At 54.8% G+C, this 13,543-nt stretch carries 11 protein-coding genes; 7 read left to right on the forward strand and 4 right to left on the reverse strand.

What is annotated here, in order from left to right:
• Nucleotides 1-27 precede the first annotated feature (27 nt).
• From ACOOFE_RS04705 to ACOOFE_RS04715, 3 genes are all read right to left on the reverse strand, one after another.
• A complete protein-coding gene (locus ACOOFE_RS04705) occupies nucleotides 28-1,272 on the reverse strand; it encodes an NAD(P)/FAD-dependent oxidoreductase (protein WP_420413883.1) in 1,245 nt (414 codons plus the stop codon).
• A gap of 6 nt (nucleotides 1,273-1,278) precedes the next feature.
• Complete coding sequence (locus ACOOFE_RS04710; RefSeq protein WP_420413884.1) at nucleotides 1,279-3,510, reverse strand: TRAP transporter permease; 2,232 nt, start codon at nucleotides 3,508-3,510, stop codon at nucleotides 1,279-1,281.
• Nucleotides 3,511-3,604: 94 nt separating this feature from the next.
• Nucleotides 3,605-4,609, reverse strand: a complete 1,005-nt coding sequence (locus tag ACOOFE_RS04715) for a TAXI family TRAP transporter solute-binding subunit (protein WP_420413885.1) — start codon at nucleotides 4,607-4,609, stop codon at nucleotides 3,605-3,607.
• A gap of 167 nt (nucleotides 4,610-4,776) precedes the next feature.
• Here ACOOFE_RS04715 and ACOOFE_RS04720 point away from each other — a divergent pair, with 167 nt between their 5' ends.
• Nucleotides 4,777-5,718, forward strand: coding sequence for a LysR family transcriptional regulator (locus ACOOFE_RS04720; protein WP_420413886.1), 942 nt, complete (start codon nucleotides 4,777-4,779; stop codon nucleotides 5,716-5,718).
• A 42-nt stretch (nucleotides 5,719-5,760) separates the two neighbouring features.
• On the opposite strand, the gene ACOOFE_RS04725 is transcribed toward ACOOFE_RS04720, so the two are convergent.
• Nucleotides 5,761-6,684 carry a LysR family transcriptional regulator gene (locus ACOOFE_RS04725; RefSeq protein ID WP_420413887.1) on the reverse strand — a complete coding sequence of 308 codons (924 nt, stop codon included), beginning with the start codon at nucleotides 6,682-6,684 and terminating at the stop codon, nucleotides 5,761-5,763.
• A gap of 106 nt (nucleotides 6,685-6,790) precedes the next feature.
• On the opposite strand from ACOOFE_RS04725, the gene ACOOFE_RS04730 reads away from it, so the two are divergent.
• The 6 genes from ACOOFE_RS04730 (at nucleotide 6,791) to ACOOFE_RS04755 (ending at nucleotide 13,543) form a co-directional block, all read left to right on the forward strand.
• Nucleotides 6,791-8,434, forward strand: coding sequence for an ABC transporter substrate-binding protein (locus tag ACOOFE_RS04730; RefSeq protein WP_420413888.1), 1,644 nt, complete (start codon nucleotides 6,791-6,793; stop codon nucleotides 8,432-8,434).
• Nucleotides 8,435-8,523: 89 nt separating this feature from the next.
• Entirely contained in the window at nucleotides 8,524-9,504 is a 981-nt protein-coding gene (locus ACOOFE_RS04735; RefSeq protein ID WP_420413889.1) for an ABC transporter permease, read from the forward strand.
• Between the two features lie 3 nt (nucleotides 9,505-9,507).
• Nucleotides 9,508-10,638 (forward strand): mandelate racemase/muconate lactonizing enzyme family protein, encoded by a 1,131-nt coding sequence (locus tag ACOOFE_RS04740; protein WP_420413890.1) that lies wholly within the window; start codon nucleotides 9,508-9,510, stop codon nucleotides 10,636-10,638.
• Nucleotides 10,619-11,539, forward strand: coding sequence for an ABC transporter permease (locus ACOOFE_RS04745; protein ID WP_420413891.1), 921 nt, complete (start codon nucleotides 10,619-10,621; stop codon nucleotides 11,537-11,539). The genes ACOOFE_RS04740 and ACOOFE_RS04745 overlap by 20 nt, the downstream gene beginning before the upstream one ends.
• Before the next feature lies 1 nt (nucleotide 11,540).
• On the forward strand, nucleotides 11,541-12,572 hold the full coding sequence (locus ACOOFE_RS04750; RefSeq protein ID WP_420413892.1) for an ABC transporter ATP-binding protein: 1,032 nt from the start codon (nucleotides 11,541-11,543) through the stop codon (nucleotides 12,570-12,572).
• A complete protein-coding gene (locus ACOOFE_RS04755) occupies nucleotides 12,545-13,543 on the forward strand; it encodes an ABC transporter ATP-binding protein (RefSeq protein WP_420413893.1) in 999 nt (332 codons plus the stop codon). Before ACOOFE_RS04750 ends, ACOOFE_RS04755 begins: the two co-directional genes overlap by 28 nt.

Genomic DNA, 13,543 nt, shown 5'->3' on the forward strand with positions numbered 1-13,543 from the left:
TGTACAAAGTGTTCAAGATGAGGAGGTTCAAGACATGTTGAACCGTTCTGCCGAGTACGCAGCCAGTTGGAAGTTTGGAGTTCGGCCTGTAATCAGGTCAGCGAGCAGCTCTCCGGTCTTTGGGGCCATCATCAAACCATAGTGGCTGTGGCCGAAGCCGGCATAGAGCCCCTTCAATCTTTCAAATTCGCCGATCATTGGCAGACTGTCGGGAAACGACGGACGGCTCCCCATCCAGTGCCGGGGTTCTCGAATTTCGAGGTCAGGAAAGGCAGCTTTTGCCTGATTTTGCATGCGCTGGGCCTTCCGCATGTCTTTTGGTGCCTCGACGTGGGCAAACTCCGCCTGACCGGCCACGCGTAAACCACCTTCCATGGTGCTCGCAACGATTTTGGCGTCTGTGTCCATTACAGAATTCTGAAGTTCAATCCCGGCAAAAGGAAACTCAATATGATAGCCGCGCTCGGCCACAAGAGGCACGGAAATACCCAAAGGTTTTAACAGATCCGCCGACCAGGCCCCCATTGCAACAATGATGCATGGTGCCGTCAGCTTGGTTTCCATGCAGTCGATTTCCCAGCCGCTTTCCCTTTTTCTGATTCCGGTAACCGCGCATTGCAGAATGTCGACGCCCAGTCTTTCTGCCTTACCCGCAAGCGTTGTCATGATCCGGCCCGGCGACTGGGCGCGGGCCTGACCGTGAATTAGCACCGCGGCCTTGAATTCGGGGGAGAGGGCCGGTTCGATCTTTTGCAAACTGCTTTGTCCAACCAGCTCAAGGGCCGCTCCTTTCTCCTGCCGGATCCGATAATCCAAGGATTTTAGCCGGTCTGGATTGTCGTCTCGGAAGGCATGGACGTAGGCGCAGTCTTGTATCAGATGCTCTTGTCCTGTCCCTTTCAGATGGCGGCGGTAGAGATCTATCGATGGCGCGCATAAGGGTTCCATGGCGTCAGAAATTTGCCGGGTGCGGACTTCGGAACTGTTGCGCAAGAATTGCAGGCCCCAAGGCAGCATCCGCAGCCAGAAGCCCATGCGAACGCTGAGCGGACGGTGTTTGCCGAACATTAGTGCTGGCATTTTCTTCCAGATGCCTGGCTGCGACTGGGGGACAAATGACCAAGGCGAAATGACGCCTGCATTGCCAAAGGAGGCTTCTTGGCCTGGAGCGCCGCGATCAATCAATCGAACCGAAATGCCGCGTTCAGCCAAGGATAAGGCGGTGCACAGACCAATCGCGCCTGCGCCAAGAATTGTTACGCTTTGGGTCATGACTGTTCAGATAGCTTCTGCCCGTAAGAGGCGCGACTGAACGATCTGGCTCAGAACGGCCGGGCTGGCAATTGCAAGCGCAATCAGATCCGCCTGGATTGAGGGCGCAATGAAGACCAGGCCGGAAAGCGCGAGCAGAACCCGGAAGATCATTCCCATGGGAACGAGCCAATACCCCACCACCGCCGCCGACAGGGCGATGACGCCTGCGATACAACTTGCAGCGGTATAGGTGAACTCGAGGAAATCGAAGCCGGTCGAAGAGACAAACAGTAAGACTGGTGCATAGACAAATGCCATCGGGGCAACGACCTTGCCAAGACCAAGTGAAAAGGCCGAAATGCCGGTTCTGAACGGGTTGGAATTGGCAATGGCTGCAGCTGCATAGGCGGATGTGCAAACCGGTGGTGTAATCTCTGCAACGACACCGTAGTAGAGCACAAACATATGGCTTGCGATCGGAGGAATTCCGAGCTGAGCCAAGGCAGGTTGGGCGACCGAAACCAGCATGATGTAAAGCGCAGTTGTCGGAACACCCGCGCCCATCAAAATGCAAGCAATCGCGATAAAGACAAGGCTGATAAAGAGGGTCAGATCTTCAACACTGAACAGCTCGAAATTGCCGATGCTGAACAATCCATGCAGGTCGCCGCCCAAATTGGCGGCCGCCTGTGTCACCATGAAGCCGATACGGAAACCAACACCGGTGGTGTTGATGACACCAATCACGATGCCGACTGCAGCCGCTGCAGCCCCGACTGCGAGAGCGTATTTTACTCCCGTTTCCATCGTATCGGCCATTTCGCTCACAGTTGTGCGGCGCTGAGGGTTGAACGTTGCCAAGGCCGCACCGGCGATGAGCAGCGCAGACATTGGTAGATCAAATCCGCCGCCTGCATATTTCCAAACAACAAAAGCGATAAATGCTGCCGGATAGACCAGCGTGAGTGGCGACTTCACACGCGCCATTCCAGCGATCAAGGTGAGGGATATGCCGCAAAAAGCGGACATATAAGGCGTGTAGCCGGAAAAGAGCACTGTCAGCAGGCCCACTAGCGGCACCATGTTGGCCCAGCCATCGCGCCAGACTTGCCCCAGTTTCGGCAGCAAGTCGGCTGACATACCTTTTAGGCCCAAGCGGCGGGCCATCAAATGCACAACGGCAAATACCCCGGTGTAATGCAGAAGTGCCGGGAAAATCGCGGCAACGACGATGGTGGTGTAGGGCACCTCCAGGAATTCCGCCATGATGAAGGCGGCTGCACCCATAATTGGCGGTGTGATTTGTCCTCCAGCGGATGCCGCGGCTTCAACCCCGCCCGCAAAGTGACCTGGATAACCAAGCCGTTTCATGTTGGGGATGGTCAAGGCTCCGGTGGAGACGGTATTGGCAACCGAAGATCCGGAGATCGTGCCGAAAAAGGCCGAGGAGACAACTGAGACCTTTGCGGGTCCGCCAGTATAACGACCCGCCAGGATCGTGGCATTGTCGATGAAGAGCTGGCCCAGTCCGGTGCGCTGAGCGATGACACCGAACAGGACAAAATGAAAGACGATGGTTGAGACGACCCACAGGGTCACGCCAAAGATACCTTCCTGCGGGAAATACATTGACGACACAAAGGTGCGAAATTTCACGCCGGGATGCTGAAGAATTCCCGGAAAGATCGGGCCGAACAATGCGTAGGAAATGAAGACGCAGATGATGAGCGGCAGAACCCAGCCCAAGGTGCGCCGGGCGATGTCGAGGACCAGAGCAATCAGGATGCAGCCGAAGATCAGGTCATAGGTGTTGGGGTTGCCCATCCGGAACGTTTGTTCCTCGATCCCCAAGGCGGGAATGCCGTGCCATGCAAATCCGAGATAGAGAGAGGCGGCAATGCCCAGAACCATCAGGATGATATCGAGAAACGGGACGCCGCCAAGATGCAGGGCGCCGGTGTTCAAGTCGAAAGATGTCTTGGTTTTGATATGCGGAAACAGCGCATAAATCAGGATAAACAGGCCCGACAGGTGCCAACCCATATGCCAATAGTCGGGCGGCAGGCCGAATCCCGCCGTTAAGTAGTGGTAGGTAGCAAAAACGAGCGCGACATACCTCAGAACCTTGGCGAAATGAGCAGAAACCTGGCGAGTGGCCGCGCCTTCATCATATTTCTTCTCGATCGCTGCCAGTTCATCGGCCGAAAGCTCCTCCACCACTGGATTGCGGAGACCGGCCTGAGACGCATCGCTCATTGCTCAAAATCCTAAAAATCGTCAGTTCTCTTTGAAAAGGGGCGGTACGACAGGGGACGCACCGCCCAGTGTAGCAGGCTGCATGCGGCGTTGATTATTCCATCATGCCTGCTTCTTTGTAGAATTTCTTAGCGCCGTCGTGGAGTGGAACACCAAGAGCAGCAACACCATCGAGTGCAGTGTCGAGCGTAATTTGTTTGCCCTTGGCGTGGCCATTATCCAGCAGTTTGCGGGTGTTGTCGTTCCAAAGTGCTTTGGTGATGGCGTAGACGAAATCTTCGGAGAGATCCGACGAGACGACCAGCAAGGCTGAAACGGCAGGTGTCTTGGCGTCGTAGTCAACACCCTCATAGGCCCCAGCCGGGATCATTGATGGGATGTAGGCCGGGACTGCCTGATTGATCTTCGCCATGTCTTCATCGGTAAAGCTGTGCAGATCCATGCCTTTGGTTGTCGCCAGTTGAACCATTGCAGAGACCGGCCAGCCTGCGGCGTAAAAATAGGCGTCCAGCTGACCGTCGGCCAAGCGCTCTGCGGACTGGCTGTTGTTCAATTCGGCTTCATCGATATTGTCCCGGTTAACGCCCCAAAGACCGAGCATCGCCTCAACGGCGACTTGAGTTCCCGAACCTGCCTGGGCAATACCTACGCGTTTGCCTCTCAGATCACCCAAATCGTTGATCTTGGTGCCCTTGGCCAGGACCAGGTGAAGGTCTTCCGGATAAAGATTGGCAACAACCCGTAGCTTTGGATGCGGTTTGCCTTCAAACTTGCCTTCGCCCAGATACATATCCCGGGTTGAATAAGCGCCCGCCAGACCAGCTTCCAATTCACCATTTTGAACTGCGGCATTGTTGAAGACCGAAGCGGTTGTCGATTGAGCAATAGCGATGAGGCCAGGCACACCGCACTGGCCGCCTTTGTCGCAAGGGCGGGAGCCGGGAGGTGCGGAAATGCCGTTGGCAATCGTGCCGCCAATCGGAAAGTAAGTCCCGCCTGCACTGCCAGTGCCGATGCGGAAAAATTTCGGATCTTCGGCAAGCGCGGTACCTGCCGTTAGTGACGCCGCGATGGCTGCGACGGCCAAGCGATAAAACATGATTTTCAGTCCCTCTGGTTTCGTCCAGGATCGTCGCGCCCCGGATCGATAAGAACGTAGAGTGATGCAGGTTTAAGATAAAAACAAATTTTAATATTTTTGATGTTTCAAAATTTTGTTTATGTATTAGAGGGTGGCGTTGGCCTGTGAACTCGTGGGAGGTGTTCGTGAATTTGTCTCAGATGACAGCCTTTCGAGCTGTGATGAATTCGGCGTCCTTATCAGAAGCTGCTGAAAAGCTTGGTAGAACACAGCCTGCGATCAGTGCTGCAATCCGCTCGCTTGAGGAGACCCTCGGACTAAAACTTTTTGAACGCCGCGGCCGTCAATTGGTGCCGGTTCCGGAAGCCCAGTACCTTATGGCGGAGGCTAGTGAAATCCTGGACAGGGTTTCGAGTGTTGCAGGAACTATGAAAAGCCTGAAAGCTGGCCAGAGCGGCAGTCTGAATGTCGCCTGCATGCCCGGTCCGTCTACTTTTTTGATGCCGAGGTACATCAGCCGGGCTGTTGGTGCCAATCCCGATGTTCACATCGTATTTTCCAGCCGGTCTTCGCCGCAAATTCGAGAACTGGGGGCCACACAAGGCTTGGATTTCGGCTTTGCCGATCTGATCGGCCGCGAGCCGTCAACAGTAACCTTCCGGCAGGAAACGATTTCGGCAAACTGTTTCTGTGCCATGCCGGAAGACCATCCATTGACGGAAAAAGACGCCATTTCTTGGAAGGATTTGGATCACGTGCCGCTCGGGCTGCTTCAAAGCTCTCACATAGTCCGGCAGAAAACCGTGCAGACAATGATAGCCGCTGGCATAACGCCAAACGTCGTGTTGGACAGTCAGTTTTTCCTGCCCATCATGCAGTTCATCAGTGTCGGGCGTTGCCTATCGATCGTGGATCCCCTGACGATGGCCACAGAACAGGAAATCAATTCCTCCGTGGGACGTGTCGTCTTCCGAAAGCTGTCGGAAGCCTTCCGCTATGACTACTCGATCATAACGCCAATTTATCGTCCGCTGTCCCAACTTGCCCGCCGGATCAAAGAAGGCTGGCAGCAAGAAGTTATGGAACTGCTCACGCGCATTGAGGCGGACCCGGTGTATTGCCCATAGATTTTGAGCGTTTAAGAGAATTGTTATGTCACATCATCAAGGCTAGCTGATTTGGAGCCTATCGGTGAGCCGGCCATATTGCTTGGGAAAGTGGTCATGTAGCTCGTCCTGGAACAAGTGCGCGAGCTGCGTGATGGACGTTGCATTCGACAACATGCAGGAAAAGATCGAGAAATAGACGTCTGGTTCGTATCTCCGGATCTGAAGTCGGTGGGAAAACGCATCGGCAACAAATGGATCGACGATACTGATACCCATCCCGGCGGCAACACAAGCGCAAGCGGTTGCGGTCACCGGTGTCTCAATACGAACGTGCGGTGTTGCACGGTCTTTCATGAAACTGGCTTCAACACGCTGAAGGGATCCGTCCAGGTTCGTCAGCGAGATGAAATCCTGCAGGTGCAAATCTTTGGCCTCAATAACCTCCTTTTCCGCAAGTGGATGACCTATTGGAAGAATACAAACGCCTTTCGCATCAACCAGGTGGCGCAGATCGATTTCAGGTGTGCTGGGAGGGTTCACCGCTATGGCAACATCAATCTTTCTAAGCAGCAGTTGCTCCGTCGACTGCATGGAAGTTCGTGTGTGCAGCGAAATCTGGACGTCGGGTCGTTCTTCCAAAAAACCGGACACGAATTCTTGTACTGCTCCGATAGATAAAGCTGGCAGAACACCGATCGACACATGTCCACTCGTCTTGTCGGCGAGTTTATGCGCAAACCGTTCCAGTTCAGAGATGCCGCTGAACATACGGTCAACCTCAGCGTAAATGAGCCGGGCTTCTGGAGTTGGCACCAGCCGCCCTCCCTCCCGGGTAAATACGGGGATTGGAACGGAGGCCTCGAATGCAGAAATCAGCTTGCTAACTGCAGGTTGAGTTATCAGCATTCTGTCAGCTGCTTTGCTAACAGTGCCGGCCTCCATAAGCGCCTTAAAGGCTTCTATTGATCTGAAATTCAAAGACATACCAGACTATAACTTTTTGGAATATATAAGTCACTATTTCGACTTTGATATTTTGAAATCCCTTGATGTACTTAGTTAAATGAATATTCCATTTGGGGAGGGTGCGATGAGGGATACAGTTTCCCGCAGACAGTTTTTGAAAGCCGGAGCCGCTTTTGGTGCGGTGGCGGCATCAGTCGGATCAAGCTTGCCAGCTTGGGCATCTAAGTCAGGGCAACCGGTTGAAAGCCGCACGCTGATTACGTCTACAGCAAAGTTCGATCCTGTGCGCCCGGAAGCAGCCCGGCTGATCGCCAAAGCTTGCCAATCGATCGGTTTTAACCTTCAGGCGAACCCAATTGACTACAATCAGGGTATCCAGAAAGTCATCATGGAGCATGACTTTGAGGCCTTCTTGGTGCGGCTGTCCGGAGCCGCAATCCGGATCGACCCGAATGTTTTCATCTATCAGCTGCACCACTCCAGTCAGCACAAGTCCGGCGGTTACAATTGGTCCGGATACAAGAACGCCCGAGTTGATGAATTGGCGGCAGCCCAGCAAGCGGAGATGAATGCGGAAAAGCGCAAAGAGCTGGTCTATGAAGCGCAGCAGCTGATCTACGATGATCAGCCGAACCATATCCTGGTCAATCCGCAAATGACCAACGCCTATCGGGAAGACCGGATCGGAAATCTGGTGCCGCAAATGGGCGAGGGCATCGGGTCATTTTGGACCGATATCAATATGACGGTGTTGGATGGTGACGGATATGTGCGAACCGGCGCAACATCGCCGCTCAAAAGCATGAACCCAATCGCAGTGAAGGACAACAACGAGTTCCTGGAACTGCGGATGATCTATGATCGTTTGTTCCGTGTTGGTCCTGACGGCAAGGTTTGGCCATGGGCGGCCGAAGGCTACACCATTGTGGATCCAACAACGATTGACGTCTCCATGCGTTCCGGCATGAAGTTCCATGACGGCGTAGATGTGACAGCGGAGGACGTTAAATTCTCCTTCGATTATTGTACGGAATACGGCGCGCCATTCTTTGCAGCTTCCTTGAAAAAAGTGGACCGTATCGAGGTCACCGGAACGCATAGTTTCCGGGTTCATCTGGCAGAGCCATATGCGCCACTCTTTGTGTCCCTATTTGCATCGCTCTTTATCTTGCCGAAGCACATCTGGAGGAAAATTCCGCAAGAGGTCGATGTCGAAGATCCGTTGAACTATGCCAACGAACATCCGATTGGTTCCGGTCCGTTCAAGTTCGACTACTGGGACCGCGGAAAGGAGCTGAAGGTGTCGGCCAACGCCGAACACTTTAATCCGCCGAAATGTGCCGGGATCATTCGCGTCGTTTACGGCAGCCATGACGCAATGGCGGCAGCGATCGAAAAAGGCGAATGCGACCGGACCCGTTACATCCTCAAGCCGAGCTTGATGGAAGACCTAAACAGTGTCCGCGGCGTTGTTGGTAAGGGATATCCGAGCCATGGCATGTACTGCATGAGCTACAACACCACCATCGCACCATTTGACGATCCGGCTTTTCGCGCTGCCATGCGCCATGTGATGCCGATTGAATTGATCCGGGATGTTGTCCTCGGTGGCCATGCATCGACCGGTGGGTCCGTCATCGCACCAGCCAACAAGTTCTGGCACAATTCTGCGGTGGTTGGTGGCGGTCAGAATGTCAAGAAGGCCAAAGATATGCTCGCCGCAGCCGGGTACACCTGGAAAGACGGCAAGCTTCATTATCCGGGCTAAAGGCCCCCTTTCTCCCCTCCGATAACGTGAATCCGGGGCCGTAAATGCGGCCCCGGATGAATAACACTTTTGATTGAATTGGCACGGCGATGAAAGAATATCTCGCAAAGCGGTTGCTTTACTCGTTTGTGACCCTGTTTGCAGTTGCAACGATCCTGTTTTTGATGTTCCGCATCATGCCTGGGGATCCAACAGCACAGGTCATTTCCCCGGCACTTGATGAGGCTGCACGGGCGCGCATGCGCGAGGCTTTCGGCCTCGATTTGCCGATGTGGAAGCAATATCTGATCTATCTAAAGAACCTTGTGACGCTGGAGTGGGGACGATCCTTCACCACCTCAGAAAAGGTTTTCGACATTCTGGTCTACCGTCTCTGGAACACGTTGCTTTTGATGAGCGCGGGTATGGTTCTGACGTTTGCGCTGGGCATTACGCTCGGCATGGTCATGGCTTGGCGCCGCAACGGGGCGTTGGACTTCGGCGGAACCTTGGTAGCATTGGTTTTTCAGTCGGCGCCACCGTTCATTACCGGTCTGCTCCTGTTGATGGCACTTAGCTACAAACTCGACCTCTTTCCAACAGGCGGTATGAGCAGTCCAGGCGTGCGGTTCGACACTTTTTGGGGTTTTGTGTTCTCAGGCGATTTCCTGCATCACCTGGTGCTGCCGACGATCACCATCACCGCCTATTTCCTTGCAACGCCGATGCTGATCATGCGGGATTCCATGCTGGAAATCCTGGGGTCAGATTTCATTGAATACGCCAAGGCCAAGGGACTGTCTCCGGCTCGGGTCATGGTGCGTCACGCGGCCCGAAATGCGCTTCTTGCAGTGGTGACCGTGTCATCGATCTTGCTGGGATTTGCCATTGGCGGGCAGGTGATTGTGGAATCTGTGTTCTCCTGGCCGGGCATGGGACTGCTCATGGTCGAGGCGGCCGCGTCTCATGATTACCCCGTCGCTCAAGGGGCGTTCCTGATGCTCGCTGCTCTGGTTGTTTTCCTGAACATCCTTGCGGATTTGTCTTATGCCTGGCTTGACCCGCGCATCAAAGTTGGCCGGGGAGCTTGATCCATGAAAATAGTATCTTTGACGGCCAATCTGATCGAGCAGCCTTTCGCGGTGCCATACAAGTTGTCGGAACGCTATGGCACGATGACCCATACACGGGCCGTGATCGTCCGGATTGAAACCGATACCGGGATCATTGGTCTCGGTGAAGCCAACCCGATGCCGCCATTTACCGAGGAAAATCCCTTCGGTGTGATGGAGGTTTTGCAACGGTACATCTGGCCTGCGATCCGGGGAGAGGATCCGCGCAACATCAATACGCTCAATGAGCGGTTGGACCTGATCCTTAAGGGCAATCTGACGGCGAAGGGTGCCATCGACATGGCGCTCCACGATATTGCCGGGAAATCGGCCGGGATTCCGGTGCACCAGCTGCTTGGGGGCGCGCGCACCGATCAGCTGAAAGTCCTGTGGCCGCTCAGCAGCGGAACCCCGGACGAAGATCGTGCCGTGATAGATACCAAAATGGCCGAAGGCTTCGGTTCCTTCATGCTGAAAATGGGAACACTGAGCATCGATGAGGAGATTGCCCGCCTTGAAGCGCTTTACGGGCATTATCAGACTCCACCAGATATCACCGTTGACGCCAATCAAGGCTGGAGCCGATCCCAAGCGCTCGACTTTTCGATGAAGGCTGCCGGTTTTCCATTGGTCCTGATAGAGCAACCGCTTAAAGCAGAAGATGTGTCCGGTATGGCGCAAGTGCGTCAGGCTGCCCGCCAGCCGGTGTCGGCCGATGAAGGGGTTCAGTCGATCCAGCATGCTCTGGAATTCTTGAACCGGGAGGCTGCGGATGTGTTGTCGATCAAGGTTTCGAAAAACGGCGGGATAGCTGCTGGCAGAAAGATCGCGGAACTCGCCCATCACTTCGGTGCGCAGTGCCTGATGAACTCGATGCTGGAATTCGGCATCACGCAGGCGGCCAGTTTGCAGCTCGGCGTGACCCTGCCGAACCTTCTGGATACCGGGCATGCCTATATGTCAACGCTTCGCCTTGCTGGCGATGTGACCGACTTTTCCGACTTTGTAAAAGATGGCACCGCTCATCTTCCGGATGGACCCGGCCTCGGCATCACTTTGAACCCACAAAAACTGGAAGACTACACGGTGCGCCATGAGCAATTCGCAGACTGAGACTTCCGTCCGCGCCACAGGCGGACCATCCCGGATTTTGGCAGCATTCAAAACCCACTGGGACATCATCCGGGCCAGCAAATCCGGCACCTTCGGGGCTATGGTTATTCTGTTTTTCTCGATCGTCGCGATCCTGGCACCAGTGCTGGCACCGCATGATCCCTGGGAAAACCTGATGAGCGAGACGACAGGCGGTTTCGCCATGTTGTTGCCACCCAATGCGGAATTTCCGCTCGGAACGACGACACTCGGTTATGACATCCTTTCGCAGCTGATCATTGCCATGCAAAACACGATGATCATCGGTCTGATCTCTGGCGTGATCTCCATCGTCATCGGCGCCAATATCGGACTGTTTGCCGGGTACTATGGCGGCCGCACAGACGAAATCCTGATGCGGTTCACCGACATTATCTACGGTATGCCGTTCCTGCCATTCATCATTGTCCTGATCTCGTTGTTCGGGCGGTCGAAATGGTTTGTCATCCTGGCGATTGTCTTGATCATCTGGCGGACCTCAGCGCGTGTCATCCGGGCACAAACGCTGACGATCAAGCAGCGCCAGTTCATTCAGGCCGCCCGGGCGCGGGGATGCTCCAGTCTGCGGATCATCTACCGCCACATCGTACCCAACATCATGCCGCTGTTGATGCTTTATACGTCCTTCAACATCGCCTGGTCGGTGATCACGGAAGCCGGGGCCAGCTTTCTCGGCTTCGGCGATCCAGATCAGCTGACTTGGGGCAGCATGCTCTATGAACTCTGGATCTCCGGAAAATCCCGGGTTGCCTGGTGGTGGTTCCTGTTCCCGTCGCTCTGCATCGTTCTCCTTGTCAGTTCGCTGGTGTTCGTCAGCCGCGCCTATGAGGAATATGCCAACCCACGGCTGAAGGGGCGTTGAGATGACTGAAAAACCGCTTCTTGAGATTGAGAACCTGAAGGTTCACTACCAGACGTCAAAAGGCCCGGTCCGTGCGGTCGACGGTGTGAACCTGACGATCATGGAAAACCAGGTGCTTGGTATCGCCGGCGAAAGCGGCTGCGGCAAGACCACACTCATTAAGGCATTGATGCGGCTGCACCCGCCGGGAACCAAGATCACAGCTGACAAGTTGTCCTTCCGCGGTCGCGATTTACTGTCCATGCGTGACAAACAATTCCGCAAGGACATCGCCTGGAACGAAATTGCCCTGGTCCCGCAAAGTGCCATGGCTTCGCTCAATCCGGTCTACCGGGTCGGTGATCAGATGGTTGAGGCCATCCGGACACACTCCAACCAGTCCAAAGCTGAAGCCTGGGAACGGGCGGAGGCGATGTTCGATCTGGTTGGCCTTCAGCCAGGGCTATTGCGGAATTTTCCGCACGAGTTCTCTGGCGGCATGCGCCAGCGGGCAATGATCGCCACGTCTTTGGTGCTGGATCCCGGGCTTGTCATCATGGATGAACCGACCACAGGTCTTGATGTGCTGGTCCAGGAGCGGATCTTGCGCAAACTGCGGGAAATCCGGGAACTGGTAAAGTCTTCGATCCTGTTAATCACGCACGACATCTCGGTGATTGCAGAGATGAGCGACAGGATCGCCATCATGTACGCCGGCCGGGTGGCTGAGCAGGGACCGTCGGTAGTTATGTTCGAGGAAGCGCGGCATCCTTATACGCTTGGCTTGCAGAATGCCTTTCCGTCCATCAAGGCGCCGGGCAAAGAGTTGATCTCCATTCCGGGATCACCACCCAATTTGATGGGGCAGATAGATTATTGCCTGTTTTCCGCCCGCTGTCCGTTTGCGACGGAAGTCTGCCGTGCCGAGAAATCCGATGAAATCATCCTTGACCATAGTCACCACGTGACCTGTCACCACAACGATCAATACGAAACCATCCGTACCGGCGCAGCGAGGGGGGAAACATGGCAGTCCTTGAAGTCCGCGGTCTAACCAAACACTTTCCGATCCACGCCGGCTTCCTGGCCAAAACCTTTTCCGGGGCTAAGGACAAGATGATCAAGGCTGTCGACGGTGTCAGCTTTGAAGTTGGCGAGGGCGAAATTCTCGGTGTTGCCGGTGAAAGCGGCTGCGGCAAGTCCACGACCTGTCTTCTCTTGTCGAAACTTCATAAACCATCCGGTGGGGAGATCCTGTTTAAGGGGCGCAATATCGCTGACCTGGATGCAGACGGATTGCGGCAATACCGCAAAGACGTGCAGATGATCTTCCAGGATCCCTATGAATCCCTCAATCCGCGGTTCACCATCTTCGATACGGTGGCTGAAGGGCCACGGGCACTGAAGTTATGGCCAGAAGAGGAAATTCAAACCCGGGTTATGGACATGCTGGCCGATGTCGGTTTGCGGCCGGAAGAATATGCTCAGAGATATCCGCATCAGATGAGCGGCGGGGAGCGGCAGCGGGCCGGAATTGCCTGCGCGCTGGTGATGAAGCCGGAACTGGTGATCGCCGATGAGCCGCTTTCCATGCTGGATGTGTCGATCCGCGCCGGGATTATGGATCTTTTGAAACGGCTTTCGACTGAGATGAAGTTCTCCTGCATCTATGTCAGCCACGACCTGTCGATCTTATCGAACGTCTCCCAGCGTTTGATGATCATGTATCTGGGACAGGTAATGGAAATTGGTCCGACAGATGAAGTGATCGCCAATCCGCAACATCCCTATGCACGCGCATTGATCAATGCGGTTGCCGTACCCGATCCCCGTTACCGGCGGCCTATTCCAGACATCCGGGGCGAAGTTGCTCAGCCAATTGATCCGCCACCGGGATGCCGGTTCGCCGGACGCTGTCCGGCAGTCATTGACGCTTGCGGTCAGGACCCGGCACCCCGTTTTGTCGACTTTGGTTTGGGCCACAGATCTGCTTGCCACTTGGTAGCAGCCGGGGCCGGTTCTTAG

The organism is Roseibium sp., assembly GCF_965216085.1.
Lineage (GTDB): Bacteria > Pseudomonadota > Alphaproteobacteria > Rhizobiales > Stappiaceae > Roseibium.

Coding starts and splice junctions, on each gene's coding strand:
- ACOOFE_RS04705 (WP_420413883.1), bottom strand. CDS start 1,272: ATGACCCAAAGCGTAACAATTCTTGGCGCAGGCGCGATTGGTCTGTGC.
- ACOOFE_RS04710 (WP_420413884.1), bottom strand. CDS start 3,510: ATGAGCGATGCGTCTCAGGCCGGTCTCCGCAATCCAGTGGTGGAGGAG.
- ACOOFE_RS04715 (WP_420413885.1), bottom strand. CDS start 4,609: ATGTTTTATCGCTTGGCCGTCGCAGCCATCGCGGCGTCACTAACGGCA.
- ACOOFE_RS04725 (WP_420413887.1), bottom strand. CDS start 6,684: ATGTCTTTGAATTTCAGATCAATAGAAGCCTTTAAGGCGCTTATGGAG.
- ACOOFE_RS04730 (WP_420413888.1), top strand. CDS start 6,791: ATGAGGGATACAGTTTCCCGCAGACAGTTTTTGAAAGCCGGAGCCGCT.
- ACOOFE_RS04735 (WP_420413889.1), top strand. CDS start 8,524: ATGAAAGAATATCTCGCAAAGCGGTTGCTTTACTCGTTTGTGACCCTG.
- ACOOFE_RS04740 (WP_420413890.1), top strand. CDS start 9,508: ATGAAAATAGTATCTTTGACGGCCAATCTGATCGAGCAGCCTTTCGCG.
- ACOOFE_RS04745 (WP_420413891.1), top strand. CDS start 10,619: ATGAGCAATTCGCAGACTGAGACTTCCGTCCGCGCCACAGGCGGACCA.
- ACOOFE_RS04750 (WP_420413892.1), top strand. CDS start 11,541: ATGACTGAAAAACCGCTTCTTGAGATTGAGAACCTGAAGGTTCACTAC.
- ACOOFE_RS04755 (WP_420413893.1), top strand. CDS start 12,545: ATGGCAGTCCTTGAAGTCCGCGGTCTAACCAAACACTTTCCGATCCAC.